Origin of the sequence: Paenibacillus sp. FSL K6-2524 (assembly GCF_038005525.1) — a bacterium.
Classification (GTDB): domain Bacteria; phylum Bacillota; class Bacilli; order Paenibacillales; family Paenibacillaceae; genus Fontibacillus; species Fontibacillus anaericanus.
This window is the reverse complement of sequence record NZ_JBBOSP010000001.1, coordinates 2,610,566-2,636,440: the sequence shown is the minus strand read 5'-3', so window position 1 is coordinate 2,636,440 and position 25,875 is coordinate 2,610,566. Positions and strand designations below refer to the sequence as shown.

Genomic DNA, 25,875 nt, shown 5'->3' with positions numbered 1-25,875 from the left:
AAAATTGTCGATATTCCCTATGAATGTCTCTCTGTAAAATAGAATGACCGCCCACTATCAGGTGGACGGTCAACATGATTTAAAATGGTGCTTCCATCGAAAAAGTTCCCATTTTACCTGCTCGTAATTCACGCAAGAACAATGAAGATGCTTTCTCTAGGTCGACACGCCCTCCGCTTACAATACAGCCACGTTTACGACCGATCGCTTCCATTATGGCTACGATCTCATCTGGCGTATCAAAATCTCGGGGTTGCTCCCCTAAATCGAACCGTTCTTGCATGCGTGGCCAATAATACTTGGACAAATACTTTACAGCAAAGAAGGCAATATCCTCAACATTAAGAATCTCTTCTTTGATTGCACCAGTAACAGCAAGTCGATAACCCACATTCTGGTCTTCAAACTTCGGCCACAAAATCCCTGGTGTATCCAGCAATTCCATGTCTGTGCCCACTTTAATCCACTGCTGCCCTTTCGTAACCCCAGGGCGATCGCCCGTAGCTGCAATATTGCGTCCAGCCAGCCGATTGATCAATGTGGATTTACCTACATTCGGAATTCCAACGATAAGCGCACGCACTGCCCGTGGGTTAATACCCTTCGCGATCTGTCTGTCGATCTTGTCCTTCAGCAGTTGTTTCGCAAGCTGAGAAATTTCCTTAATCCCTTGACCGCTTGAAGCATCCGCTGCAATCGTTAGATGCCCTTCATTCTTAAAGTACTCAATCCATTCGCGTGTTACAGAAGCATCTGCCAAGTCTGCTTTGTTCAACACAATTAAGCGTGGTTTGTTCTGTAAGATGTCGTCGATCATCGGATTTCTGCTGGACAATGGAAGACGAGCATCAAGCAGCTCGATTACCACATCAATAAGCTTCAGCTTATCCTGAATCTGACGGCGAGCTCTGGTCATATGCCCGGGAAACCATTGAATTGTCATATTTTTTCACCTCTAGTTCCCGTTTATGCTCTTCTTTCGAATTACATTAGTGTGAGACAAATTTCATATCTTTAAGGGGCCAGAAAACTAAATCCGCACGCCCAACAATATCTTCAAAAGGTACAAATCCAATACGTCTGCTATCCGTACTGTTAGAACGATTATCACCTAGTACAAATACGTGACCCTCAGGTACCTTGCCATCTTGAAACTGTTCATTCGGGAAGTTAGCTTCGGTATTGTACAGTTCATTATTATTATGCTTCTCATCTACGGCTTCTTTAATGTATGTCTCATCAACCACATTTCCATTAACCGTAATGGTATCGCCTTCGACTTTTACCGTATCACCAGGAACCCCGATGACCCGTTTTATAAAATCACGGCCTTCAGATGGTACATGAAAAACAATGACCTCTCCATGCTCTGGTTGTCTGACATCATACAGAATTTTGTTGACGATGATTCTTTCGCCGGTATGAAAATTCGGCTGCATCGACGGACCGTCTACTATAAATGGAGCGAAGAAAATCCAGCGAATCAGCAGAACCAACGCAACAGCGATTACGATGGCTTTCAACCACTCTATCGCCTCATTTTTCTGTTTCTTGGGCGGGTCTTGGGGAGTTCCCGAATGGCCCGAATGCTCCTGTTGAAATTGCTGCTCCATAGATCGGTAACCTCTCTTTGTCATAAAATATGTAACAAAATTCGGTTTCTAAAAATAATAAAGGAGCTTGAATAAATACAAGCTCCCCTTGATCGTTAATGAATTAACGACGCGCTTCTTTAATTCTTGCTGCTTTACCACGAAGTTCACGAAGATAGTACAACTTAGCACGACGCACTTTACCGCGACGAGATACTTCGATCTTTTCGATTTTTGGGGAATGGATTGGGAAAGCTCTTTCCACACCTACACCATTCGAAATTTTACGAACAGTAAAGGTTTCACTGATTCCACCGCCATGACGCTTGATAACGACACCTTCAAACAATTGGACACGTTCACGAGTTCCTTCAATAACCTTAACGAACACTTTCAAAGTGTCCCCAGGACGAAAACTCGGAATATCTTTGCGAAGTTGTTCTTGCGTAATCGCTTGTAAAATATTCATATATGACTTCCTCCTTCCACTCAGGTGTTCTTGCCTCTTCCAGAGAAACTCATGTTCTTCTCCTTCATTATCCGCAGCGGACCACCGAATTCACAACAAAAGCAATTTTACCATACTTTCATCAGCATATCAAGGCATTTGACTCATTATTGTCTTTTTACTGGACGAATTGTGCATGTTATGGCTACTCCTCTGAAGAAGTTACATTCAAATTTTGGGTAAATTTATGATATCAGCATCCGTCACTAATTTTAAGAAATATTTAGCTTAGTTATTTTGACCCGCATAATAATTCAGAATATCATCAACCGTTCTTATACGATCCTCTTCCTTGTGCCCGTTCTCTTGTGTTTGTTGCTCTTGTTGTTCCAAATGTTCCATTCGTTACTTCCTCCTACTCAACTTTAACAAATCACTTCAAGTAATTAGTTCAAGCCTTCATTAAGTTATTACCCAATAGGAGTCCATATGCACCTCATGAATTAATAAAGACAATATGTTATCTTATTCCCGAAGTATCAATAATGTGCTTATCCTCTTCAAAATAATAAAAAGAACCGCATATATCACGGTTCTTGAGTGTACGTATATAGACTAATTAATTCGGATCTACTTCATTCTCATGTTCTACTTCAAATTGCACCAGCCATTTTCGATCCTGTGGGGATAATTCCACATGATCTAGTAGATCAGGTCGACGCAGCCAAGTCCGTCGTAGCGCTTCTCTACGCCGCCATTCCTCGACATTAGCGTGATGTCCACTGAGCAGTATATCAGGTACTTTCCAGCCGCGAAATTCAGCAGGACGTGTATAATGTGGATATTCAAGTAAGCCAGTGCTAAAAGAATCACTTACGGCACTATTCTCATTACCAAGTACTCCAGGTAGCAAACGTGCGACACTGTCGATGATTACCATTGCAGGTAATTCGCCACCAGTCAAGACATAGTCACCAATCGACAATTCATCGGTCACAAGGTACTCACGAATCCGTTCATCATAACCTTCATAATGACCACAAATAAAGACAAGATGGTCTTCCTGCGCCAGCTCTTCTGCTTTCTTTTGAGTAAACTTCTCCCCTTGAGGACACATCAAGATGACTCGCGGGGGAGAGGATGATTCTATTGCCGAATCCAACTCCTCTTTCCTTCGGGATAGTACATCTTCCACAGCCGAAAAGATCGGCTCCGCCTTCAGTACCATCCCCCCGCCTCCACCGTATGGCGTGTCGTCCACCCTATTGTGCTTGTTCCCTGAATATTCTCGGAAATTAATCGCATTCAGAGATACAATGCCTTTCTCCTGTGCTTTACCAAGAATACTGCTATTGAATACGCCTTCAAACATCTCAGGAAACAAGGTCAGGACATCCATGCGCATTTTTATAACAGTCCTTCCATCAGGTGAACCTTCACGAGTTTATTCTGCACATCCACGTCAAGTACTACATCATCAATAACCGGAAGAAGAAGTTGCTTTCCAGAAGGTAACTTCACCACCCATACATCATTTGCCCCTGGACGCAGAATCTCCTCAATCACACCAAGATCCTCATCTTCATCGCTCACGACACGGCAACCGATAATTTCGTGGTAATAATATTCATTCTCCGACAACTCAACCGCCTGCTCTTTAGGAACTTTCAATTCGGTTCCCTTATACTTCTCTACATCGTTTATATTGTCGAAACCCTCAAACTTGACGATATATGTTCCATTATTGGAGCGTGCAGAAACTACAGTAACTTCAATTTTTGTTTTCTTCTCAGCATCAACTATTAAGAGGCGGCTTTTAGGCGCAAATCGCACTTCCGGAAAATCTGTATTTAAGAGCACTTTTAACTCGCCCCGGATTCCGTGTGTATTTACGATCTTTCCAACCGTCAGTAATGATTCAGACATAACACCCTCCTCCACCCTTCAATGTATTTTCAACGTATTTATAGTTTCTTATTATAGCCCGTTATATAACACATATTAGCGGCCAGGCTAATTGAATTCCTCTTAATCCGGTTGCTCCCTGCTTCAGCATGTACGAAAAAGGGCTAGGACAGCATCCTAACCCTCTTTCGTATATCATTAAGACATGATGTCCACGGTAACCCGTTTGTCCATCTTTACGGCTGCCGATGCCACAACCGTGCGGAGCGCCTTGGCGATTCTTCCCTGCTTGCCAATCACTTTACCCACATCATCAGGATGAACGGTCAGTTCATATACAATCAGGTGTTCTTTCTCCACTACTTCCACACGGACATCGTCCGGATGATCAACAAGAGCCTTCGCAATAACGCCGACTAATTGTTCCATAAGAGACCCTCCGAATCAGCAATTATTTTTGCTGTCTAAGCTCATGAAATTTCTTCATTACGCCTGCTTTGCTAAGCAAGTTGCGAACTGTATCAGATGCTTGCGCACCTTCTTGCAACCATTTCAACGCCTTCTCTTCATCGATGTTCACTACTGCCGGTTCTGCAACCGGGTTATAGTAACCAATTTCCTCGATAAAACGGCCGTCACGCGGGGAACGAGAATTCGATACCACGATACGGTAGAAAGGAGCTTTATGAGCACCAATACGTTTCAAACGAATACGAACTGCCACGAAATTCACCTCCTTCAAAGAATCAAAATTTTAATGCTATCATTTCATCCGGATTAACGGAATGGAAACTTCATACCTTTGCCAGCTTTACCTTGCAATTGCTTCATCATTTTGGAGCCTTTTCCTTTAGGGCCCATCATATCTGAGAATTGCTTCATCATCCGGCGCATTTCATCAAACTGTTTGATCAGACGATTTACATCCGCAAGTGTCGTACCGCTACCAGCAGCAATCCGCTTACGACGGCTCTGGTTGATCATGTCAGGATTTTGTTTCTCCTGTTTCGTCATAGAATGAACGATCGCCTCAACTCGGTCCATCTGTTTCTCATCAACCTTAACGTCCTTCATTTGCTTCATCTTACCCATACCAGGGATCATATCCATGATCTGATCGATCGGTCCAAGCTTCTTAACCTGAGCCATCTGCTCCAGGAAATCATCGAACGTAAATTCTGCATTACGCATCTTCCGTTCCATTTCCTTAGCTTTCTCAACGTCTATCCCCGCCTGAGCTTTCTCAATTAGGGAGAGCATATCGCCCATACCGAGAATTCGGGAGGCCATACGTTCAGGATGAAAAGGTTCAAGTGCATCGATCTTCTCACCAAGCGCTGCAAACTTAATCGGGCAACCGGTAACAGCTTTAACTGACAGTGCCGCACCACCGCGGGTATCACCATCTAGCTTGGTTAGGATCACACCGGTTAATTGAAGCTGCTGATTGAAGCTTTCAGCCACATTAACAGCATCTTGTCCAGTCATAGCATCTACCACAAGCAATACTTCATCAGGTTTAGTTACTTCATGAATTTGACGAAGTTCTTCCATTAACTCTTCATCAACATGCAAGCGACCTGCAGTATCGATAAGCAAGTAGTCATTACCGTGATCTTTAGCATGCTGGAGCGCCTGCCGTGCAATCTCTACCGGACTATTGCCTTCTGGCAAAGTAAATACCGGTACATTAATCTGCTCTCCAAGCACTTGCAACTGTTTGATTGCAGCTGGACGGTAAATATCACCTGCTACAAGCAGTGGTCTGTGATTACCTTTAAGGAGTAACTTGGCTAATTTAGCCGAAGTGGTCGTCTTACCAGCACCTTGTAGACCCGCCATCAGGACTACAGTCGGTGGACGGTTGTTCTTGGCCAACTTGGCTTGGCTACCACCCATCAGTTCGGTCAACTCTTTATTCACGATATCGATGATGACCATGCCTGGTGTGAAGCTGTCCATTACCTCACTGCCAACGGATTTTTCTTTCACTTTGGCGATAAAATCCTTGACCACTTTAAAGTTGACGTCCGCTTCAAGCAGCGCGAGGCGTACTTCCCGCATCGCTGCATTCACATCGTCTTCCGATACTTTGCCTTTTCCACGCAATTTGCTAAATACACCTTGCAACCGGCTCGTCAATCCTTCAAATGCCATTTATCCGTCACCTCCGTCTTAAAGTTAACTTCCCTAATAATTCATATTATAATTGCTCCGCCTGACGGAGCAGGTTCTTTATTGTTTCTTTATGTAAATGTGACATTTCGGTATTATTCAACAGTTCTTCTAACTTAGCAAGTAATACACACCGTTCTTCATGCTTCTGAAGTAATCCAAGCTTCTCTTCGTATACTTCAAGCATCCCTTCAGCACGTTTGATATGCTCGTAAACGGCCTGACGGCTGATTTCAAACTCTCCTGCAATTTCACCAAGCGAGAAATCATCATGAAAATAATATTTAAGGAACGTTTGCTGTTTTTCAGTCAGCAATGTCTCATAGAAATCAAACAACAGGTTGATCCGATTAGTCTTCTCAAGCTTATTCTCTTGACTCATATGGGCACTCCCTCCGTCAAGGAAAAACACTTTACAGCGTACCAACGACCCTTATCATAACCTATAGAAAAGTAGGATGTCAAGTGAAATCCCTTAACATCCTTTTAACCTCAAAAATTTTGTTTATTAGCTCGGCAACAGATACAGTATTATCGCAAAGAAATGAGTAATACTCGCCGCTAACACGAACAGATGCCACACCGCATGGTGGTATGGGAAAGCTCTCCAAACATAGAATACGGTACCCAATGAATATAGAATACCTCCCGTGATTAGCAATACAATTCCCTCAAAAGGTACCGACGCCGTTAACGGTCCCCATGCAATCACAATCAACCACCCCATAATGAGATAAAAGATTGTCGACATGAACAAGAACTTTTTAACGAAGAATGCTTTGAACAACACTCCAAAGATAGCAATCCCCCAAACAACTCCAAAGAGACTCCATCCTAGCGTTCCTCGAACAGCCACCAGCATAAAAGGTGTATATGTCCCAGCAATAAAAATATAAATGGAGGAATGATCGAAAAATTCAAACAAATCCTTCACTTTACCTTCCTTAAAGCTGTGAACCAATGTAGAGCTTGCATACAGTAGCAACATGCTGACTCCATAAATTGTAAAAGTAACAACATGCCACGCTGTTCCTTTGAGGCTGGAGAATACAATCAGCAGCACGAGACCTGCCAAACTAAGCACTGCACCAATTCCATGAGTAATTGCATTAGCAACTTCCTCTCTACGTGGATAAGTATGTGTATTGGCCATGCTATCACCTCCTAATTAGTGAAGAGAAGAAGAGAATTATTCCTCTTCCGCTACCTCATTGTCTCGAATCAGACCAGCAAACAGTCCATGGACGAATTGTTCTGAATCAAATGGTTGCAAATCATCCATCTTTTCACCAAGTCCAACAAATTTAACGGGTAGGCTTAGTTCCTGACGGATTGCGATGACAATACCACCCTTGGCCGTACCATCCAATTTGGTTAGAACCAGACCTGTCACACCGCTCTTCTCACCAAACATTTTGGCCTGACTTAGTGCATTTTGTCCCGTTGTAGCATCAAGTACCATCAGCACTTCGTGAGGTGCACCGGGAATTTCCCGCTGAATAACACGATAAATCTTGTTCAGTTCTTCCATAAGGTTCGACTTGTTCTGTAACCGGCCAGCCGTATCACATAACAGAATGTCTGCACCCCGCTGTTTGGCTGCCTGTACGGCATCAAACATAACTGCCGCTGGGTCAGATCCCGACTGTTGCTTAATGACATCAACACCAACTCGCTTACCCCATACTTCAAGTTGCTCAATCGCACCGGCACGGAACGTATCTCCAGCTGCCATAATAACTTTCTTACCTTGTTGTTTATAGAAATGAGCAAGTTTACCAATCGTTGTCGTTTTCCCGACTCCATTCACGCCGACGAATAGAATCACGGTAATACCGTCCGGATTCAGATTCAGTTCTCTGTCTTCGTCGCCACGTAGCAATTCTGTCAGTTTCTCAGAAAGAATCGGTTGTAACGCCGCTGCATCCTCAATTCGCTGACGTTTCACTTCTACACGCAAATCATCAATTAGCTTGAGTACAGTGTTTACACCGACATCAGCTCCGATTAAGATCTCTTCCAACTCTTCGAAAAATTCCTCGTCTATTTTTTTGTGGCGACTAATTAGATCCGTAACTTTTTCGACAAACCCTTTACGACTTTTTTCTAATCCATCTTTAAATTGTTTAGTGACTGACTCGGTTTTTGCTGCGATACTTTCTTTCAGTTTCTTGAAGAAACTCATGGTTTTCCTCCTTCGATTTTCCCATCCCTCCCAAACCCTCCCTTATCGTAAGGGAGGGCCCCCAAGGGCCTGCTGTCCTCTGGACTCCCGCTTTTAATGTGAATGTGGGAGGGAGAGAGGCGCTCCTGCACGCTGTCCCCTTTGGGGATGCGCTTTATGTTGGTACGAGGTACGCTTTTCCCCCTTCGGGTACGTCTTACTTTTGGCGCCCCCGTGTTACCAGTTAAACATGTTGGATAATCCTGCTGCTTTCGGCGCTCCCTTGACGGCTCTCTGCTATGAGTCGCTTGTCGCCCTTCGGGCACGCTTTACTACTGTGCTCCCGCAAGGGCAATTGCTACATTACCACTTCGTGCAATGTGTCGCTGTCCCCTTTGGGGGATACGCTTGAAGTTCTTAGAGCTTTTAGGGCAATCATAGCTACTTCGTGCAATGTAGCGCTGTCCCCTTCGGGGATACGCTTCAAGATACAACACGATCGTTAAGGCAATGTAGTTAACAACAATGCATGTAAGTAACTGCATAATATAATACAGCTACTCACATGCACATATGAATTTACTAAGTATGCGATATGCTGAGTCTATGTTGTATTAATTATGACAGACTCGAACGGGTCAGGCAATTTCCACGGTTTCTTCGTCTTCCAATCTGACAGAGACGAGTTTGGAGACTCCGCCCTCTTCCATGGTGACTCCGTAGAGAACGTCAGCTTCTTCCATCGTTCCTTTACGGTGAGTCACGACGATGAACTGGGTCTGCTCCGAGAATTCACGTAGGTACTGTGCGAAACGGATTACGTTCGCTTCATCAAGTGCTGCTTCAACTTCGTCAAGCACACAGAACGGAACGGGCTTAACTTGTAGGATGGCGAATAGCAATGCCATAGCGGTTAAAGCACGTTCTCCACCAGAAAGGAGCTGTAAGTTTTGCTGCTTCTTACCTGGAGGTTGGGCTACGATGTCAATCCCTGTCTCTAGCAGATTTTCCTGATCGAGCAGGATGAGATCTGCACTCCCACCACCAAATAGCTTCGAAAATACGATACCGAACTCACGGCGAATGGCATCAAAGGTCACTTTGAATCGTTTGGACATTTCCTCATCCATTTCACGAATCACTTGATACAATGTCGTCTTCGCTTCGATCAGGTCATCCTTCTGCTCGTTGAGGAATTCATACCGTTCAGATACACGTGCATACTCCTCTATAGCTCCCAGATTGACATCCCCAAGCGATGTGATACTTCGCTTCAATTCCTTCACGTCGGCCTGTACTTGTGGGATATCATCTGGTACCGCATAACGCTGTTTCGCTAATTCAAAACTCAGTTCATATTCCTCGCTGAGCTTACGCAGGATGTTATCGAGTTCCACATCCAGACGATTCGCTTGAATTTCGATTTGACGCAGCTTATCTTCCACAGCTTTTAATTCAAGCCGCTGCTCTTTGGTTTCACTTTCGCCATCTTCAAGCTTCTTAACCAGCACAATCCGAGAAGCACGCTCCATCTCGAGTTTTTCACTTGTCCGGTTTTTCTTTAGCTTAAGATCGTTCATATCTTCGCGTTGCTTAACGGTCTCAAGCTCATTATGCTTCAAATCAGCTTCGATGGATTGCAAAATTTTCTGATTCTGCTCCAACTCACCTTGTTGAATACCACAATCTTCTTCAGAACGACGTAATTGGTCACGAAGAGAGAAGCATTCTTGTTCTAGCTTGCCCTCACGGACCTTGAGTCCGGTCAATAGATCTTGAAGTTCTTCCTTGGCTGACTCATTCGCTTTGCGAGCAAATTCAGCCGCATGAATCGATTGATGGATCGCTTGTTCTTCTTTCTCCAGTTCAACCTGTTTGGCAGCAGCTGCTACCTTTGCTTTCTCGAGCTCTTCTAATTCTTTAAGGTAATGACCCTTTTCTTGACCATAAAGTTCAAATTGCTCCGAGACATGTCTCCATTCATGCTCCACTTGCTTCAGTTCGCTCGCCACCGTCTGTTCTTCCGACCGCTTAAGGTCACCGGCTGTACGCAAGTTTTCTAGTTCGCCTTCGGAACGCTCCATTTGCTCGCGCACATCAATCAAGCTCTTGCGCAACTTACCGAGCATGTCATCACTCTCAGCTATATCCGTCGCAAGTTGATCCAACTGACGTTTGCGCCCTAGCAAATTACTGTTCTTGCGATGCTGACTGCCTCCCGTCATGGAACCGCCTGCGTTAACGACATCCCCCTCTAACGTAACGATTCGGAATCGATACTGACAACGCGCAGCCATTTTGTTCGCACATTCCAGATCGCTAGCAAATACTACATTACCTAGCAAACTGCCTACAATATCAGCGTAACGAGCATCGTAATTAACCAATTCAGCCCCAATACCTACAAAGCCCTCTGCATCCTCCATGAGCTTCTTATCTGAAGCAGATATTTGCCGTGGCCGGATAACATCAAGTGGTAGGAAAGTAGCCCGACCCAGTTGGCGCTGCTTCAGAAATGCAATGGCTTGCCGAGAGACCGTCTCATTCTCCATTACGATATGTTGCATTGCTGCACCAAGAGCAGTCTCTACTGCTAATTCTAATTTCTCCGGTACACGAATTAACTCGGCCACAGCTCCATGAACACCACTAAGAGCCGATTTACGCGAAGCTTTCAAAACTTCTTTGACACCAAGTACAAAACCGTCAAAGTCATCTTCCATTTCCTTCATCGTATCACGACGAGATACTAGACCTTCACGCTTCTGCTCCCATTTACGAATTCCATTCTGATTATCTTCTGTAAGCTTCTGTAGCGACTGGTAACGTTCACTTTCTGATATATATTTACCACGCAGACTAGCAATTTCTTTACTGAGTACTTCGAGAACTTGCTCCAGTTCGCTTTTCTTTCCTTTTAAGCGCTCGAGTTCATCTCGCCATTTGGTGCCTTCTTCTTCCGAACGCGACATCCGGCGTAGAACGCCTTCCTTTTGCTGCTCGGTATAGTGGATCTCATTGCGGGCTTGTGCCATTTGATTCATAACTTCAAGTAATTGGCCTTTGAGAGCTTCTTCTTGCGCCTGGCTAATGCCTCCCGTTACTCCGAGAAGCTTTGCTTCCTCTGCTGAAAGCTCAGTCTGCAGTTCCTTCAACCGTTTCTCTGCTTCAGCAAATTTTTCGGCCAGCACATTCAATTCTTCATCACGCTGAGTATAACGCTCTTCACTCACAGATAAGGACTTCTGTAGTTGATCCCGGTTCTGAGTTAAGTTCTTGGCACGCTCTTTCAGTACCTCTCCATAACCTTCACTTTTCTCGAAACTCTCACTATATTCTAGCAATTGTCCTTGTAAAATCTCGATTTGATCTTCCAATTGACGCAATGCCAGCCGGTCACTCTCTAGCTTAGCATCATGTGCAGATACTACCGTAGACAATGCTAGCTGCTCTTCCTGTAACGTGGCCAACACGCCATTTGCTTCGCTCCAGGATTCGTGAATCTGCTCGATCTGATACACATATAGGGAAATTTCCTTATTCTTCAACTGCTCACGTAAATCTTTGTACCGCAATGCTTTCTCTGATTGTTCCTTGAGTGGATTAATTTGGTCTTCCAACTCACTGACAAGATCATGAATACGCAGCAAATTCGTTTCCGTTTCGTCTAATTTGCGTCGAGCATCCCGTTTGCGGCTCTTATATTTCACAATACCTGAAGCTTCCTCAAAAATACCCCGCCGATCTTCGGACCGCGTACTAAGAATCTCTTCAATTCGGCCTTGTCCGATAATCGAGTAGGCTTCTTTGCCGATACCCGTATCCATAAAAAGTTCGGTAATATCCTTAAGTCGACAGGATTGTTTATTGATCAAATATTCACTGTCACCACTTCGATGAACCCGTCTGGTCACCGTTACTTCATTAAAATCTAGCGGCAACACATGATCGGTATTATCAAGAGTAAGAGAGACCTCCCCATAATTCACCGCTTTACGAGCATCACTGCCCGCAAAAATAATGTCTTCCATTTTCCCGCCGCGTAGTGATTTCGCACTTTGTTCCCCAAGAACCCAGCGGATACCATCGGAAATGTTACTCTTACCACTACCATTGGGGCCAACTACGGCGGTTATACCGCGTACGAATTCCATTTCCGTCTTGTCGGCAAAAGATTTAAAACCTGATAGCTCAATCCGTTTCAAAAACATACGTTCACGATCACCTCTAAAGACTATTGTAACATACTAAAAGCACTATGGAACATGCTAAGAAATCACCTATACCTTACTTTTTCTACTCTATCGCCCTTGAAAACTATCTTCGGGTTTGCTAGTGTGGTAAACAACAAACTTGTAAGCCTTCCCACACTATTTTTTACATCAAAAGGAGCCCATGATAATGAACAAATTGCAGCATAACACCGTGCGTGTACTCTCTTCTGTATTATCGGCAGCAATGATATCGATTTGCACGATGTGGGTAGCTCCCGCTTCCGTCCAAGCCAGTCAAAGTCAAACCCAGTTGGCTAGAGAAATTCCAATAGAAGTGTCGATAGAAGGCAGCATCCCGGAATGGTCAACTACTCCTTTCGTACTTAACGGAACAACCTATGTCCCCCTGCGGGAAACTGCACAATTACTTGGAGCAACTATACGATGGAATACAGCAAATCGCGCGTCAGAATTGAACATTCATGGCGACATCATACTACATCGACCAGGAACAGCTGTCTTCGATGTAAATGGATATAAACTTCAAGCTCCCTCTGTTTCCCTAACTAGACAAGGAACCACGATGGTGCCTCTCAAGTCGTTAGCCGATGCGCTAAAGGCCACTGTCAAATATACAACTCAACCCGTTAAAACAATCGATATTTCACAGGATCCGGTTTCAATGTTAACTAAGGAAACCGAAGACGTGGACAATTATTTAAAAACACAAGGCTATTCAGGAATGGTACTCGTGGCCAAGAACGGCGAGGTTCTCCTACGCAAAGGTTATGGCTATGGGGATGAGAACAAACTGAACCGCCCCGACAAAGAAACGCGAATCGCTTCATTAACCAAATCTTTTACGGCTGCTGCGATCATGAAGTTAACTGAGGAAGGAAAATTACGACTAGACGATACTTTAGAGACTTATGTTCCTGGTTTCCCTGGTGGGAAAGAAATTACGTTACATATGCTACTCTCGCATACATCTGGTGCGCCAGCCAATTTCACACGAACAAAAGGTATGACTCTTCAACAGACCGTAGATGAGCTTAAGAAAAAAAATCTCAATTTCAAGCCAGGCACTGACTTCAAGTACAGCAATGGTGGTTATGTGCTACTTGCCTACATCATTGAGCATACATCCGGAACTAGCTATGGTGAATATCTGAATCAGTCATTTATAAGTCCACTTGGAATGACACACACGGGTGAAGCTACTCCAACTAAGAACATCACCAAAGGTTATGTGGAGTCAAAAGGACAATGGAAGCTAGCCGACTATTACGTCTCACAATCTGGAACCGGCACCCTATATTCTACGGTTGATGATCTTCTGAAGTGGGATAATGCGCTAAACACCGAGCAATTACTTAGTCAAGAATCTCTTGAGCAGATGTTCACTCCTTATTCAAGTAAAAATTATGGATACGGATGGATGATTAAAAACCTTGATGGCGATAAGATCGTCTTTCATAACGGTAGCGGAACAGGATACTCTACAGGCCTTTCAAGAGAACCTGATGGTGGCATTACCATCATTCTACTTGGTAACCATGCCGGTATGGATATGCTGAATCTACTCGACGGTGTGCGAGACAACGTTCACTAATTCCTAAACATACAAAGTCCCCGCCTCTAATTTGAACTCATTAGAGACGGGGACTTCGTATTTCATTGTTTGTTTTCTTGTGTTGTCTTCAACCGATCCAGCGCCACAGCAGCAGCCTGCTGTTCGGCTTCCTTCTTGGAACGTCCAGATCCCCGACCAAGTGCAAGACCTTCCATGAACACTTCCGAGACAAACTCTCGTTCATGAGCGGGTCCCCGCTCTTCGATAACACGATACTCAAGAATACCCATATTGTGATGTTGGGTTAACTCCTGTAATTCCGTCTTAAAATCAGTTGTCTGTAATCTACCATTTAAAGTGAACTGAGAAAAAACATAACTATGAAGGAAAGCGACGACCGCATCCAAACCTTGATCCAAATATAACGCACCTACAAATGATTCGAATACATCCGCCAACAGTGCGGGGCGAGTTCGCCCCCCTGTTAGCTCCTCACCTTTACCTAGCAGAACATATTGTCCAAACTGTAGGCTTTCCGCAAACTTGACCAGAGAGGGCTCACACACAATCGCAGCACGAAGCTTCGTCAGTTCACCTTCTGGTCGATCTGGGAATAGTTGATATAAATGCTCCGAGACCGTCAATTCAAGGACGGCGTCACCAAGAAATTCAAGACGCTCGTTATCCTCATTTTGACTGAATCGATGTTCGTTCACGTAAGATGCATGGGTAAAGGCCTGTTTCAATAGTCCTTTATTTTGGAATACAATTTGAAGTTTGTTCTGTAGTTGCTTCAGATCTCCACTCAACAGACTTACTCCCTTATGCTTCGAATTTCTTCAGAATGATCGTGGCATTATGCCCACCAAATCCGAAAGAGTTAGACATCGCAACTTTAACATCACTGTGTCTGGCTTCATTTGGAACATAATCCAAATCGCAATCAGGATCCGGATTCTCCAGATTAATAGTTGGAGCAATAATTCCATTCTGAAGTGTAAGCCCACAAATAACAGCCTCTACACCGCCTGCAGCTCCAAGCAAATGACCTGTCATTGATTTCGTTGAGCTTACAGCTAGCTTATAAGCATGATCGCCAAAGGTCCACTTAATTGCTGTCGTCTCCGAACGATCCCCTGGAGGTGTAGATGTACCATGAGCATTAATGTAATCTACTTCCTCTGGCTCAATCCCTGCAGAACGAAGGGCCATTTTCATTGCACGTGAAGCCCCATCCGGATCAGGATCCGTCATATGGTGAGCATCTGCACTTAACCCATAACCGATGACTTCAGCGTAAATCTTGGCACCACGTTTTTGTGCATGTTCGAGTGACTCTAGAATTAGAATTCCGGCACCTTCGCCCATAACGAAACCATCGCGCTCCGAATCAAATGGACGGCTTGCTCTCTCCGGTTCGTCATTACGTGTTGACATAGCTCTCATAGAGCAAAAACCAGCCACCCCGGTCGGACGAATCGTCGCTTCCGCACCGCCGCAAATCATTACGTCGGCATCACCATTCATAATCGTTCTGTACGAATCGCCGATGGAATGAGTTCCGGTCGCGCAGGCCGTAACTGTTGTACTATTAGGGCCTTTTGCCCCTGTAAGAATCGACACATGACCGGAAGCCATATTTGCAATCATCATCGGAATGAAGAAAGGGCTGACCCGTCTAGGTCCTTTTTCTAACAAAATACTGTGTTGATCTTCTAAAGTTCCAAGACCACCGATACCTGAACCAATCATCACGCCTACGCGTTCTGGATCGGTTTGCTCGGCGATATTTAAACCGCTATCTTTCAGAGCGCTGAATGCAGCTGTAGTTGCAAACTGCACAAAACGGTCCATTTTTCGCGCTTCTTTACGATCAATGTAATCATCAGGGTTAAAATCTTTAACCTCTGCCGCAATTCGAGTAGTGTACCCACTAACATCGAATGCATCAATAAGCGACACACCTGATTTACCTTGTACTAGGTTATCCCAGAACGTATCTAAATCATTTCCAAGGGAAGTTACAACCCCCATACCAGTTACCACTACTCTATGCTTCAAACACATTCACCTCATATAGACTTCATGTGTAATATTAAAAATAAACTGTGTCAACAACAACAAAAATTCTTTGCCTAGATGAGGAGAAGTCCCGCCTGCTTATATGGAGGTACGGGACTCGAAATGACTTTAGGTATGAGATTGTATGTAGTTAACAACTTCACCTACGGTCGTAATCTTCTCTGCATCTTCATCTGAAATTTCCAGATCAAATTCATCTTCCAATTCCATTACTAATTCTACAACATCGAGCGAATCAGCTCCCAAGTCATCTTTGAAAGACGCTTCAAGGGTAACTTCGGCTTCATCAGCGCCGAGGCGATCCACAACAATGCGTTTTACACGCTCTAATACATCGGACATCCGGTTCACCTCCTCCATGGTATTATACGAGAATTAAAGTTAAAATGCCAGAAGCGAGATTCAATTTCACATATACATCCCGCCATCAACATGCAATGTCTGGCCTGTCATATAAGATGCACTGTCAGACGCTAGGAACAGAGCAACCTTGGCAATTTCTTCAGGTCGGCCTAGCCGAGCCAATGGAATACCGCTTAGTAGACCCTGCCGCAGCTCTTCAGGCAGTTCATCCGTCATATCCGTCTCGATAAATCCGGGAGCAATACAATTGACAGTAATATTACGTGAAGCCAGCTCGCGTGCAGAGGCTTTAGTTAGCCCAATCACTCCTGCTTTAGCCGCAACATAGTTCGCTTGTCCTGCATTACCTAGCACACCAACAACCGATGAAATGTTAATAATTCGACCAGAACGTTGTTTCATCATGGGACGGGTCACAGCTTTGATACCGTTAAACACGCCTTTGAGATTCGTCTCAATGACATCATCAAATTCTGCTTCTTTCATCCGCATAATTAGATTATCCCTTGTAATGCCAGCGTTATTCACTAGAATGTCAATTCGACCCCAATTATCGATGATCCCCTTCACCATGTCATCAAATTGCTCGCTGTTTCCGACATGTGCCTTAACAGCATAAGCTTTGACTCCAAGCGCCTCAATTTCACTCACAACTTGCGCTGCAGCTGCTTCATTTCCTGCATAATTCACGCAAACATCAGCACCAGCTTCAGCAAGCGCAAGGGCAATACCACGCCCAATGCCTCGTGATGCTCCAGTTACTAATGCCGTTTGACCTTGTAGTGGTTTCGTCATAATTTCCCCTCCTTTCCTAAAGTCAACTTTAAGCTAACTGTTAAAATAGTTTAACTATTCATTTTGATTGCTACGATAGCGAAATCACTTTCATTAATTTAACTTATATTTCCAGTGCTGCTGCGGTTGCTTCCAGACTTTCCAGGCCGTTTACATTGAAGATACGAACACTCTTGTCAATTTTCTTGATCAGACCGGATAACACGCTACCAGGGCCAATCTCGACAAAGGTATCCACACCTTGCTCGATAAGCCAAGAAACGCTGTCATGCCACAATACAGGAGAATACACTTGTTCAACAAGCAATCGCGATATATCGGCTCCACTATGAACTGGGCGGGCTGTAACATTCGCTACGACTGGGAGGACGGAATCTTTGATTGTAACACTCTCGAGTTTCTCCGCTAAACGCTCCGCTGCAGATTTCATCAAGGACGAATGGAATGGACCACTAACTTCAAGTAGGATCGCACGTTTCGCTCCGATCTCCTTGACGCGTTCAACAACCTGATCGACGCCTTCCTTACTACCAGAGACAACGATTTGACCAGGACAATTAATATTAGCTAGTTCGACCGGATTACCGCCAGCAGTAATATCAGCGCATAAACCAGCAAGCGCTTCACGCTCTCCACCAAGAACAGCCGCCATAGCACCCTTTCCACCAGGAACTGCTTGCTCCATGAACTGGCCGCGAGCACGTACGATGGATACTGCATCCTCGAACGAAAGTACTCCAGCCGCTGTCAGAGCGCTGTATTCGCCCAAGCTATGACCCGCTACATAATCAGGTGCAAAGCCCTTTGCAGCAAATGCCTCATATAACGCCACACTAGTTGTTAATAAAGCTGGCTGTGTATTGGCCGTTTGCTTCAATTCGCTCTCTGGTCCTTCAAAGATCAGACGGGTAAGCGGCAGGCCGGTAACCTCGTCAGCTATGTCAAACAACCGCCGCGATGACGGCAAAGCTTCATAAAGATCTTTGCCCATTCCTACACTTTGAGAACCCTGTCCAGGAAAAACAAAAGCTATTTTACTCATCCGATATTTGACTCCTTATCCTGTCGTAGATTTTACTACTAATCCGTGTTAAAAAAGTCAGCTTTTCAGCACCAAGAGCCTATGCTTCCGAAGAAGCGTTTTTTCAAAACTCCTCAGTTGAATGAAGCTTGAGGCCGAGGAGCGGAATATATCTCTTGATATCCTTCATGATCAAAAGATGACTTTTTAAACAACCTCTACCAGACGAGCACAGAGGCTCCCCAGGTAAGACCACCGCCGAAGCCAACAAGCAAGACAGTATCGCCTTCCTTAATGCGACCCCCTTGCGCAGCCTCAACAAGCGCTAATGGGATGGACGCTGCTGATGTGTTAGCATATTTGTCCACGTTGACAACACATTTCTCTTCCGGCAAATTAAGCCGTTGCATAGCAGACTGAATGATACGAATATTAGCTTGGTGAGGAACGAATAAATCGATTTCCTCCTTGGTCTTACCCGCCTTGCGTAGTACTTCCTCAGTCGCTGTTCCCATAATACGAACCGCAAACTTAAACACTTCTCTACCGTTCATATAAATAAAATGTTTACCTTCTTGAACAGTTTCCGTTGAGGCAGGTAAGCGTGAACCGCCACCTTCGAGTTTAAGAAGCGGTCCACCTGCTCCTTCAGCACCGAGATCAAAAGAGAGGAAGCCACGACCTTCAGGAACTTCGCCGAGAACTACAGCTCCAGCTCCATCGCCGAACAAAACGCATGTGTTACGATCCGTATAATCAGTAATTCGGGATAAAGTATCAGCCCCGATAATGAGTGCGTTGTTATACATTCCCGTCTGAATGAATCCATTTGCCGTAGCTAAGCTGTAGACAAACCCTGAACAAGCAGCAGACAAATCGAACGCAGCTGCTTTCTTAGCCCCAAGTTTTTCTTGTAAGATGCAAGCTGTCGAAGGAAAAGTTGTATCTGGCGTAACCGTCGCCACGATAATTAGTTCCAAATCTTCAGCTGCAAGTCCAGCAGATTTCAGCGCCTGAATAGCGGCTTCATACGCTAGATCAGAGGTCGCTTGTTCGGGTGCAGCAATATGTCGTTCCCGAATTCCCGTCCGCGATACTATCCATTCGTCATTGGTATCCACAATCGTTTCCAATTCCGCGTTCGTTAACACCTTTTCGGGAACGTACATACCTGTCCCAACTATACCCACCGAACGTAATTTCATCATTCTGTCACTCTCTTCCCGCTAATTTCATTTGATATACTCTCTGTTAAACGTCCTTGAATCGCGGTTCTAGCCTGCCGTACTGCATTCTTAATGGCACCGCCGTCCGAGGAACCATGTCCCTTAACAACAAGACCACTAAGTCCAAGGAGTGGAGCTCCGCCATGTTCTTTATAATCAAGAGTTTTCTTCATATTACGTAATGAAGGCATCAATACCGCAGCGGCCAGCTTATTCTTTAATGATTTGCTGAATTCTTTTTTTAGAAGTGAGAATATCGTTCCCGCTGTACCCTCAAGTGATTTCAACAAGATATTACCAGCAAAACCATCGCACACGAGTACATCGCAAGCCCCAGTTAATACATCACGAGCCTCTACGTTACCAACGAAGTTGATCGGCATCTCCTGAATAAGCGGATAAGCAACCTTTGTCAGTTCGTTGCCCTTCCCTGGTTCCGTTCCAACATTCAACAGTCCTACACGTGGGTTCGCAATACCGTGAACTTTCTGGCGATAAATACTCCCCATTAATGCGTACTGGGCCAAATGCTCGGGCTTCGCATCCATGTTCGCCCCAAGATCAAGTGCCAACACACCACGTTCATCCACCGTAGGTATCATTGGCGCAAGTGCGGGACGCTCGATCCCTTCCATCCGCCCAACGACAAGTAAGCCAGTCGTCATCAATGCCCCAGTGTTGCCTGCGGAGATCATTGCGTCGGCCTTACCCTCTCTGACCAGACGTCCGGCTACAACCATGGAAGCATCCTTCTTCCGGCGAACAGCTTTGACCGGCTCATCCTCAGGTTCAATCACTTCCCCCGCATGATGAATCCGCAAATTAGGCGGCGCATCCAGAATTAATGGTTCCAATGCTTCCTTGTCCCCCACCAGAATGACCTCTATATCGCTCCATTCCTTGGCCGCAGCTAATGCACCCTCCACAGTACTCTTTGGAGCGTGATCTCCGCCCATGGCATCAATGGCGATCCGCATGATGACTTCCTCCTTCGTGATTCTCTTCTCCGGTTGATCGGTAGATAACAAAGTTTCCTTGGAACACCATTTCCTCACCAACATAGGTAAAGACCTCAACCTTGGCTTTTCCCCGATTGCCGGATACAGGACGAACATATGCTTTTGCTATACATTTCTCTCCCAGATGAACAGATCTCACGAAGCGGATATCCGCTGAAAAAGTCAATGCGATTTCGTCGTTAATGACAGCTACCGCCAAGGAGTTAGCTTGTGCAAACACATGATGTCCACGCGCGATTCCTGTACGAGAGAAAACATGTTCTTTGGAGATTTCAAATATTGAAATCCCGCTCTTATCCAACTGAAGGTCAACGATATCCCCGATTACTTCATGCAAAGGAAGGGAACGAACCTGATCATAAGAGCGTTCAGCCATAAGCTTCATTCGTTCTCTTAGCTCTGGTATCCCAAGCTCCATCCGATCAAGTCGGATCGTCTGAATACTAACCTTTAATTGCCGGGTTAATTCCTGATCCGTCACAAAGGGATTTTCTTCAATCATTTTGACGAGCTGCTGCTGTCTCGCCCTTTTGGGCAAACGTTCGATGGATATCACCTCCGGATGAATAAGTTATTTATATAAACAATTTTATCATTTTTAAGTTTTACATATTAGAACCTGGTACTAAAAATTAGTATAAAACATCTGTCCACAAAAAGAAAGCACAATCGTTCTGAGACAAAAAAAAGTAGCACCTCACCGAAGATGAAGTACTACTTTGAGTTTAAACATATCTCAAGACTATTGCTTGATGATTTCTCTTGCTTTGTATGTTCCGCAAACTTTGCATACGTGGTGAGCAAGCTTCATTTCTCCGCATTGTTCACATTTTACCATGCCCGGCACAGCCAATTTAAAATGCGTGCGGCGTTTGTCGCGGCGCGTTTTGGACGTTCTCCGTTGAGGTACTGCCATGGTTCCCACCTCCTTATTCAAATAAACCTATTCGGTAATTTTTTCATCTCATTTTTTGAAAAAATCGCTTAGCGCTGCTAATCTCGGATCTATACGATCTTTATTACAGTCGCATTCCCGTTCGTTTAAGTCAACCCCACAATTTGCGCAAAGCCCCTTGCAAGAATCGCTACATACGGCGACAAACGGAAGATTTAGAACAAAGGATTCTTCGATATATGGAGTCAAGTCCACACTGTCTTCGGTAACATACCGGAGTTCCTCTTCTTCATCCTGCAATTTTGTCACGGGAGTGTCGCTATGTTTGAAGCTTTCTTCAAATTCGATATCGACTTCGCGTTTCAAAGGCTTCAGACATCGGGAACAAGACATATCAAGTTCCACAGACAAGGTGCCGCTGACATCCACAATGCCACCTTCCGCAGATTTTGCCTGCAGATCGGCTTGAAGCGGTCCCATACCAATAATGTCCTTACGCTCTTCGACTAAACTGCTAACATCCAAAGCCTGATGGAGTTCCACCGGTCCTTCAGATGTAGCTACTTGACGAAAATTAAAATTCACGAATATCACTCCAAACAAACAAAATTTATTATACCGATTTTTAGCCAGTTTTGTCAACAACAAAGCATAGTTTTCTATCCAGATTCAGAAATCTTACTTCTTCGTGTTATATTACTATTATTGCACAAATCGGGCGAAGAGTAACAATCTCTGTCGCAAAAAGGTGGAAGTTGTTTTGAATATCACGGGATTGATTGTTGAATATAATCCACTACATAACGGACATGCCTATCATTTCGCAGAAGCAAAACGTCTCACAAATGCCGATGGCGTCATCGCTGTCATGAGCGGCGATTTTCTACAACGTGGCGAGCCAGCACTCGTAAATAAATGGGCGCGAGCAGAAATGGCGCTGCACTTAGGTGTGGATCTCGTGCTTGAGCTTCCAGTTGCCTTTGCGGCGCAGCCGGCAGAGTGGTTCGCTTACGGCGCAGTTGCCTTACTAGAGGCCACTGGCATCGTCACAGATCTGTGCTTCGGTAGTGAAGCTGGCCAGCTTGAAGCGCTGCTACCGCTCGCAGAGCAGTTAGCAGACGAGAGCGATGCACTAAGGGCCGCTCTCGCCGAGCAGCTCGCCACTGGGGCGAGTTATCCCGCTGCGTACGCCGCTGCGGCCGCAGCCACACTTACCGCAGCTGGAGGAGATACCTCCAGCGAAGCCATAGTAGCGTTGTTAGCACAGCCTAACAATAGCTTAGGCCTGCAATATCTTATCGCGCTACGAAGACTGAGAAGCCGCATCTCGCCCGTTACGGTACTGCGAAACAGCTCGAACTATGGCGATGTCCTGCCAGGAAATGCGAACATCGCTAGTGCCACCGCCGTGCGGAGGCTCATCGAAAGTGATGGACTGGCCGCCATTGCCCCCTACGTTCCGCATTTTACTGCAGAAATTCTCGCGCGAGAATTTGCAGCTGGACGCGGACCAGTAACATGGGAAAGCTTCACAAGGCCGTTATTTCACCGTCTTCTACTGAGTTCACCGCAAGAATTAGCCGGACATCACGAAATGACCGAAGGCCTGCAATATCGCATCAAAAAAACGCTATATGAGCTCGAGAAGCCCACCGTCAGCGCGCTCCTCCAACAACTCAAAACAAAACGCTATACACTAACTAAGCTACAGCGCACGCTACTTCATGTACTATTGCAGAATGAGCGCTCAGAGCTATCCAGGCCCGCTCTTGCGGAGGGTCCAGGTTATCTTCGTGTCCTCGGATTCAGCGCCAAAGGACGCAAGCTACTCAAGACCATGCGAAAAAGCGCGTCGCTTCCCATCGTCACAAGAGCTGCTGACTTAACTCATCCCCATTTGGAACTTGACCTCAAGGCCTCCTCCGTCTACGCTAACGCCATGCGGGAGAGAGATCAAGACTCCATATTTCGCGATTATCGTCAGCCGCCGATCATGCTTTAGGTGTCAGTTCCTCTAAATATTTTAGCGCATCATCCACATTTTTAACTGGCACAAGTGTCATCTTACTTCCGATTGCTTCTGCTTTCGCTTTGGCATCATTATAGTTCGACTCTGGCACAAAAAATATTTCAGCGTGTTCTCGGTCCGATGCAACGATTTTGAACTGGACTCCACCAATCGGTCCAACCGTTCCATCTACTGACATCGTACCGGTCCCCGCGATGCGGTAACCTTTACTAAGATCACCAGGAGTCAACTGATTATAGATTTCGAGCGTAAACATCAGCCCAGCGGATGGCCCGCCGATTCTGGTATTAGCGAATTCGACTTCTTTACCACTTTCTTTAGGCATAACTTTACGAACTTCTCCTATGCTGACACCAAGCCCCGCTTTAGTAGTTCCACTATCCCCACCGATCTCCACTAATTCAACCTGCTGATTCAAAATTTTTCCATCTCGCTTGAGCTCCACAGAAACAGTTTCTCCCACTTTTTTTCCTTTTAATAAAGATGCTAAATCCTCTAAACGGCCTACAGATGACCCATTTACTTTAGTGAAAATATCTCCAGGAAGAAAATCCCCCTTAGTTTGAATCGTCTTGGACAACCCCACGATAAATACATATTCAGGCACTATTTCATATGGAACATCCGCTTGATTATAGGCTGCAACAATCGCATTGGACTGTGAGCTGCTCATATAATATTTCTGTTCTGTTGCATACTCCTTTTCATCTCGATCAGGTTCTTTACGGATGATCTCAGCGTGAGTATTAAATTGAGACGTAACTAACATCGCTAAATTGGCGTAACTGACGGACACCGTCGTGAGCATAAAGGTCCCTTTTTCCTCAGGATCTGCATCCTGCACAGTGACCATTGGCTTGATCTCCTCTGCAGTCCCCGGCTGGTTAATCATATAAGGGGTCGGCATATAAACAACCACATAAACTAGGATGATAATTGTGAGCACATAAAGTCCGGATTTAATTATTCTTGATCTGGATTGGCGCATTGTATGTTCATCTCCTTCATGCAGGTAGAGTATCCCTTGGTCTGTTAAATCCGAGTTAAGCATAAGCATGTACTAATAGAGGTCGTACTTATAGCTTACGTTTACATATACGAAAAATGTCTGTACAAAAGAGGGGAATTACACATGAATCGTGATAACTCCGTAACTGGTAGCCACCGCTTAGCCTTAGCGATGACGATTGGACTTGGGGCCATCGCTGCACTGCTTGTCTTCAGTATCGTCTACGCGCCAGCCGCGGCCTTCCAAGCATCTGGACAAGGACTGACCATTTGGTGGAGAATCGTATTTCCGGCTATGCTGCCATTTCTCGTTATATCTCAAATATTGCTCGCTGGCGGTTTTGCGCAAGGCCTCGGGACGCTACTAGATCCTTTTACAAGGAAGGCACTCGGTTTACCTGGTATCGCCGGTTGGGTTCTTCCCCTTGGTATGACTGCGGGATTTCCAGCAGCCGCAGAAGCTACAGCAACGCTCTACAAGCAAGGGAAAATCTCCACCTTAGAGGCAGAGAAATTAGCTGGTGCGGCGCACTTTTGCAGCCCTGTGTTACTCATTGTTGTTGTCGGAACGGGATTTCTAGGTGTTCCTGGACTTGGGCTACTCCTACTGATTGTGCATTGGGCTGCAGGCCTTGCTGCTGGAATGACGCTACACTTCCTCACGCCTTCAAAGCAAAAAAAAACTACAACAAAAGAACTTAAAACTCAAGAACAAAGCAAACGAGCATCATCCAGGCTCAAACTTGCTATACGAAATATGGAAGAGGTTCGTAGAGAAGACGGTCGTGGCTTCGGTAAACTATTAGGCGACTCCGTCACCTCAGCCGTGCAAACCATGATGGTCACCGGTGGGTTTATGCTTATTTTTGCGGTCGTTATCCAAGTGATCTCTTCATTTCTCCCTACAGAAATACTAGCATTCCCTATTGCAGGATTATTAGAGGTCCACCTCGGAGCTTATAGTGCTACCAAGTTGGATTTGACACCCGCTTTACAATCAGCCTTACTGGGTGCAGCGCTTGGGTGGAGCGGTTTGTGTGCTACCCTTCAAGTCCGTGCCATTCTTGGACCTATCGGAATCAAAGGACGTTATTTCCTAATCAACCGTATGCTCCATGGGATCTATGCCTATATTTTCACATTACTCCTTTGGAAGCCCCTAACCTTACTCACAGGAGTGCTACCCGTAAATAAAGAGATCGAACGTAGCGGTGTCTTGACCAAAAGTATCGAAGCCATACTGCCAAATTGGAATCAAGTCATGGCTATATTCGAATGGCAAGTTTGGTTACTTGGTTTGCTTGTTGGTTTATTTCTCTTGTTGGGTCTCTTCTGGCGAAGACATATGGATACGTAACTTAACTTA

At 45.1% G+C, this 25,875-nt stretch carries 26 protein-coding genes; 3 read left to right on the top strand and 23 right to left on the bottom strand.

Annotation, left to right across the window (positions count from 1 at the left end; genetic code table 11):
• Positions 1-79 precede the first annotated feature (79 nt).
• The 12 genes from ylqF to smc form a co-directional block, all read right to left on the bottom strand.
• Positions 80-943 (bottom strand): ribosome biogenesis GTPase YlqF, encoded by an 864-nt coding sequence (ylqF, locus tag NST85_RS11830; RefSeq protein ID WP_127191806.1) that lies wholly within the window; start codon positions 941-943, stop codon positions 80-82.
• 46 nt (positions 944-989) lie between these two features.
• A complete protein-coding gene (gene lepB / locus NST85_RS11825; protein ID WP_341189398.1) occupies positions 990-1,613 on the bottom strand; it encodes a signal peptidase I in 624 nt (207 codons plus the stop codon).
• 103 nt (positions 1,614-1,716) lie between these two features.
• Positions 1,717-2,061 carry a 50S ribosomal protein L19 gene (gene rplS / locus NST85_RS11820; RefSeq protein WP_341189397.1) on the bottom strand — a complete coding sequence of 115 codons (345 nt, stop codon included), beginning with the start codon at positions 2,059-2,061 and terminating at the stop codon, positions 1,717-1,719.
• A 598-nt stretch (positions 2,062-2,659) separates the two neighbouring features.
• Positions 2,660-3,445 carry a tRNA (guanosine(37)-N1)-methyltransferase TrmD gene (trmD, locus tag NST85_RS11815; RefSeq protein WP_341189396.1) on the bottom strand — a complete coding sequence of 262 codons (786 nt, stop codon included), beginning with the start codon at positions 3,443-3,445 and terminating at the stop codon, positions 2,660-2,662.
• Between the two features lie 2 nt (positions 3,446-3,447).
• Entirely contained in the window at positions 3,448-3,966 is a 519-nt protein-coding gene (gene rimM / locus NST85_RS11810) for a ribosome maturation factor RimM (protein WP_341189395.1), read from the bottom strand.
• 177 nt (positions 3,967-4,143) lie between these two features.
• Positions 4,144-4,374, bottom strand: a complete 231-nt coding sequence (locus NST85_RS11805) for a KH domain-containing protein (protein ID WP_127191811.1) — start codon at positions 4,372-4,374, stop codon at positions 4,144-4,146.
• Between the two features lie 22 nt (positions 4,375-4,396).
• Positions 4,397-4,669 carry a 30S ribosomal protein S16 gene (gene rpsP, locus NST85_RS11800; protein ID WP_127191812.1) on the bottom strand — a complete coding sequence of 91 codons (273 nt, stop codon included), beginning with the start codon at positions 4,667-4,669 and terminating at the stop codon, positions 4,397-4,399.
• Between the two features lie 53 nt (positions 4,670-4,722).
• On the bottom strand, positions 4,723-6,102 hold the full coding sequence (gene ffh / locus NST85_RS11795; protein WP_127191813.1) for a signal recognition particle protein: 1,380 nt from the start codon (positions 6,100-6,102) through the stop codon (positions 4,723-4,725).
• A gap of 46 nt (positions 6,103-6,148) precedes the next feature.
• Positions 6,149-6,502: a putative DNA-binding protein gene (locus NST85_RS11790; protein WP_127191814.1), complete on the bottom strand. Its 354-nt coding sequence runs from the start codon at positions 6,500-6,502 to the stop codon at positions 6,149-6,151.
• Between the two features lie 126 nt (positions 6,503-6,628).
• Positions 6,629-7,273: a PAQR family membrane homeostasis protein TrhA gene (trhA, locus tag NST85_RS11785; protein ID WP_127191815.1), complete on the bottom strand. Its 645-nt coding sequence runs from the start codon at positions 7,271-7,273 to the stop codon at positions 6,629-6,631.
• 36 nt (positions 7,274-7,309) lie between these two features.
• Complete coding sequence (ftsY, locus tag NST85_RS11780) at positions 7,310-8,305, bottom strand: signal recognition particle-docking protein FtsY (RefSeq protein WP_127191816.1); 996 nt, start codon at positions 8,303-8,305, stop codon at positions 7,310-7,312.
• 617 nt (positions 8,306-8,922) lie between these two features.
• Positions 8,923-12,495 (bottom strand): chromosome segregation protein SMC, encoded by a 3,573-nt coding sequence (gene smc, locus NST85_RS11775; RefSeq protein ID WP_127191817.1) that lies wholly within the window; start codon positions 12,493-12,495, stop codon positions 8,923-8,925.
• Between the two features lie 190 nt (positions 12,496-12,685).
• Between smc and NST85_RS11770 the strand changes: the two genes are divergently transcribed.
• Complete coding sequence (locus tag NST85_RS11770; RefSeq protein WP_341189394.1) at positions 12,686-14,110, top strand: serine hydrolase; 1,425 nt, start codon at positions 12,686-12,688, stop codon at positions 14,108-14,110.
• A gap of 62 nt (positions 14,111-14,172) precedes the next feature.
• Here the strand turns inward: NST85_RS11770 and rnc are convergent, their stop codons facing one another.
• The 10 genes from rnc to NST85_RS11720 form a co-directional block, all read right to left on the bottom strand.
• Positions 14,173-14,880 carry a ribonuclease III gene (gene rnc / locus NST85_RS11765; protein WP_127191819.1) on the bottom strand — a complete coding sequence of 236 codons (708 nt, stop codon included), beginning with the start codon at positions 14,878-14,880 and terminating at the stop codon, positions 14,173-14,175.
• Between the two features lie 13 nt (positions 14,881-14,893).
• Positions 14,894-16,132, bottom strand: coding sequence for a beta-ketoacyl-ACP synthase II (gene fabF, locus NST85_RS11760; RefSeq protein ID WP_341189393.1), 1,239 nt, complete (start codon positions 16,130-16,132; stop codon positions 14,894-14,896).
• Between the two features lie 129 nt (positions 16,133-16,261).
• A complete protein-coding gene (gene acpP / locus NST85_RS11755; RefSeq protein ID WP_019638123.1) occupies positions 16,262-16,495 on the bottom strand; it encodes an acyl carrier protein in 234 nt (77 codons plus the stop codon).
• Positions 16,496-16,561: 66 nt separating this feature from the next.
• Entirely contained in the window at positions 16,562-17,311 is a 750-nt protein-coding gene (gene fabG / locus NST85_RS11750) for a 3-oxoacyl-[acyl-carrier-protein] reductase (RefSeq protein ID WP_307402146.1), read from the bottom strand.
• 103 nt (positions 17,312-17,414) lie between these two features.
• On the bottom strand, positions 17,415-18,353 hold the full coding sequence (fabD, locus tag NST85_RS11745; RefSeq protein ID WP_341189392.1) for an ACP S-malonyltransferase: 939 nt from the start codon (positions 18,351-18,353) through the stop codon (positions 17,415-17,417).
• 197 nt (positions 18,354-18,550) lie between these two features.
• Entirely contained in the window at positions 18,551-19,540 is a 990-nt protein-coding gene (locus NST85_RS11740) for a beta-ketoacyl-ACP synthase III (RefSeq protein WP_127191823.1), read from the bottom strand.
• On the bottom strand, positions 19,537-20,535 hold the full coding sequence (plsX, locus tag NST85_RS11735) for a phosphate acyltransferase PlsX (protein WP_127191824.1): 999 nt from the start codon (positions 20,533-20,535) through the stop codon (positions 19,537-19,539). Before plsX ends, NST85_RS11740 begins: the two co-directional genes overlap by 4 nt.
• Positions 20,519-21,115, bottom strand: a complete 597-nt coding sequence (gene fapR / locus NST85_RS11730) for a transcription factor FapR (protein WP_127191825.1) — start codon at positions 21,113-21,115, stop codon at positions 20,519-20,521. Before fapR ends, plsX begins: the two co-directional genes overlap by 17 nt.
• A gap of 204 nt (positions 21,116-21,319) precedes the next feature.
• Complete coding sequence (rpmF, locus tag NST85_RS11725) at positions 21,320-21,493, bottom strand: 50S ribosomal protein L32 (protein WP_127191826.1); 174 nt, start codon at positions 21,491-21,493, stop codon at positions 21,320-21,322.
• 48 nt (positions 21,494-21,541) lie between these two features.
• On the bottom strand, positions 21,542-22,057 hold the full coding sequence (locus NST85_RS11720) for a YceD family protein (protein WP_127191827.1): 516 nt from the start codon (positions 22,055-22,057) through the stop codon (positions 21,542-21,544).
• Between the two features lie 175 nt (positions 22,058-22,232).
• Between NST85_RS11720 and NST85_RS11715 the strand changes: the two genes are divergently transcribed.
• Entirely contained in the window at positions 22,233-23,474 is a 1,242-nt protein-coding gene (locus tag NST85_RS11715; protein ID WP_341189391.1) for a nucleotidyltransferase, read from the top strand.
• On the opposite strand, the gene NST85_RS11710 is transcribed toward NST85_RS11715, so the two are convergent.
• Positions 23,464-24,489, bottom strand: coding sequence for a SepM family pheromone-processing serine protease (locus NST85_RS11710; protein ID WP_341189390.1), 1,026 nt, complete (start codon positions 24,487-24,489; stop codon positions 23,464-23,466). The genes NST85_RS11715 and NST85_RS11710 overlap by 11 nt on opposite strands.
• 144 nt (positions 24,490-24,633) lie before the next feature.
• Here NST85_RS11710 and NST85_RS11705 point away from each other — a divergent pair, with 144 nt between their 5' ends.
• Positions 24,634-25,866, top strand: a complete 1,233-nt coding sequence (locus NST85_RS11705) for a nucleoside recognition domain-containing protein (RefSeq protein ID WP_341189389.1) — start codon at positions 24,634-24,636, stop codon at positions 25,864-25,866.
• Positions 25,867-25,875 lie beyond the last annotated feature (9 nt).